Source organism: Gemmiger formicilis, from assembly GCF_024462815.1.
In the GTDB taxonomy this organism is placed as follows: Bacteria; Bacillota; Clostridia; order Oscillospirales; family Ruminococcaceae; genus Gemmiger.
In genome coordinates this window covers 1-1,273 of sequence record NZ_JANGCG010000044.1, presented here as the reverse complement: position 1 = coordinate 1,273, position 1,273 = coordinate 1, and the positions used below count along the sequence as shown (strand labels likewise).

Sequence of the window (1,273 nt, the reverse complement as noted above, 5' to 3'; positions counted from 1 at the left end):
TATATTTTGCTAGCACGTAGGAAACACCGCTGCGAGTCAACTTTTTTCCTTGCGGATTTGTAAACAGCTGGTCATTGCGGCGTTCTGGTATATCAAGATTGTTCTCACAAATGTATTGGCGCAATACCTGTGCACACGGTTTGGTAAGCGGAACATCTCGACTTTTTCGCCCCTTCCCTAATAAATGTACAACCGGTAGTGAATCTATTCGGATATCGCAGATTCTTAAATCGCAAAGTTCCTGCACTCGTGCAGCTGAATCGTAAAGGAGAAGAATCATCGCCAAGTCTCTGCGACCTTTTGGCGTGGAAATATCAGGCTGTTCCATTAGAATATCGGTTTGCTGGTTACTCAAATATTGAACCGTCGGCTTTGCTGCTTTTTTGCTGTCAATTGAAAGAATGCGCTGACACAGAATCATTTCATCCGGGCATTCGATTTGTACATATTTTGCAAATGACTTCAACGCAGCAAGTCGTTGGTTTCGAGAAGATATACTGCATTTGCGTTCAGTTTCAAGATATTGTAGAAATTCAAGAATCAGTTCGCGGGAAAGGTCGTTAAAAAGCATTTTCTCTAATTTAAAGCCACAATACTTTTCAAGGTAGCCATGAAAAATAACAAAGGTGTCCCGGTAAGAGTAAATTGTATTTGTACTGACATTTTTAGTTCCTGCCAGATACACGCTAAAGTATGCGGAGACTAAACCGGCGTAGCTGCATCTATTCCTCATTGCAAAGTACCTCTGTAATGGTATGGAATCGGTCATTGAATGGTTCGGTGACTTCCATGTAGGCTTCCGGGACAAGCCTCAAGTATTTTTCGGTTGTTGTAATTCGGTCATGCCCAAGAGCAGTGCGGAGAATCGGCAAACAGGTATATATGTCTTTTCCTTCGGAACTCCATTTGTTTAGAATGTGGACCGCAAAGGAATGCCTGAGATCATGGAGACGAGGCCCTTTTCCTCGACCTCGGTGTGGAATCCCGGCATCAAATAAGCATTTTCGAAAAATATCGTAAATTGTACTTGTATCATAGAATCCGCCATCAGGAGCAGGGAAAAAGTAAATACTTTTTGCATTTGCCACTAATGGATTACTGCGGTAGGATTTCATGTATGCAAGCATTGAGTCCGAAATTCCTACCAGCCGTTCTTTGTCTCCTTTTGCACCGTATATGGCTAAAACTCCAGCATCCAAATCAACATCTGCAACCTTAAGGTGCAGAGCCTCTGACACGCGCAACCCACATGTATAAAGCAGGCGAAACAGAA

At 42.8% G+C, this 1,273-nt stretch carries 2 protein-coding genes; both read right to left on the bottom strand.

The window, feature by feature from the left end; translation table 11 throughout:
• A partial coding sequence (locus NE623_RS14405) for a tyrosine-type recombinase/integrase (RefSeq protein WP_256273499.1) occupies positions 1-733 on the bottom strand: 733 nt, incomplete at its 3' end.
• The coding region (locus tag NE623_RS14400; protein WP_256273498.1) for a tyrosine-type recombinase/integrase at positions 723-1,273 on the bottom strand (551 nt) is incomplete at its 5' end. The genes NE623_RS14405 and NE623_RS14400, both read right to left, overlap by 11 nt.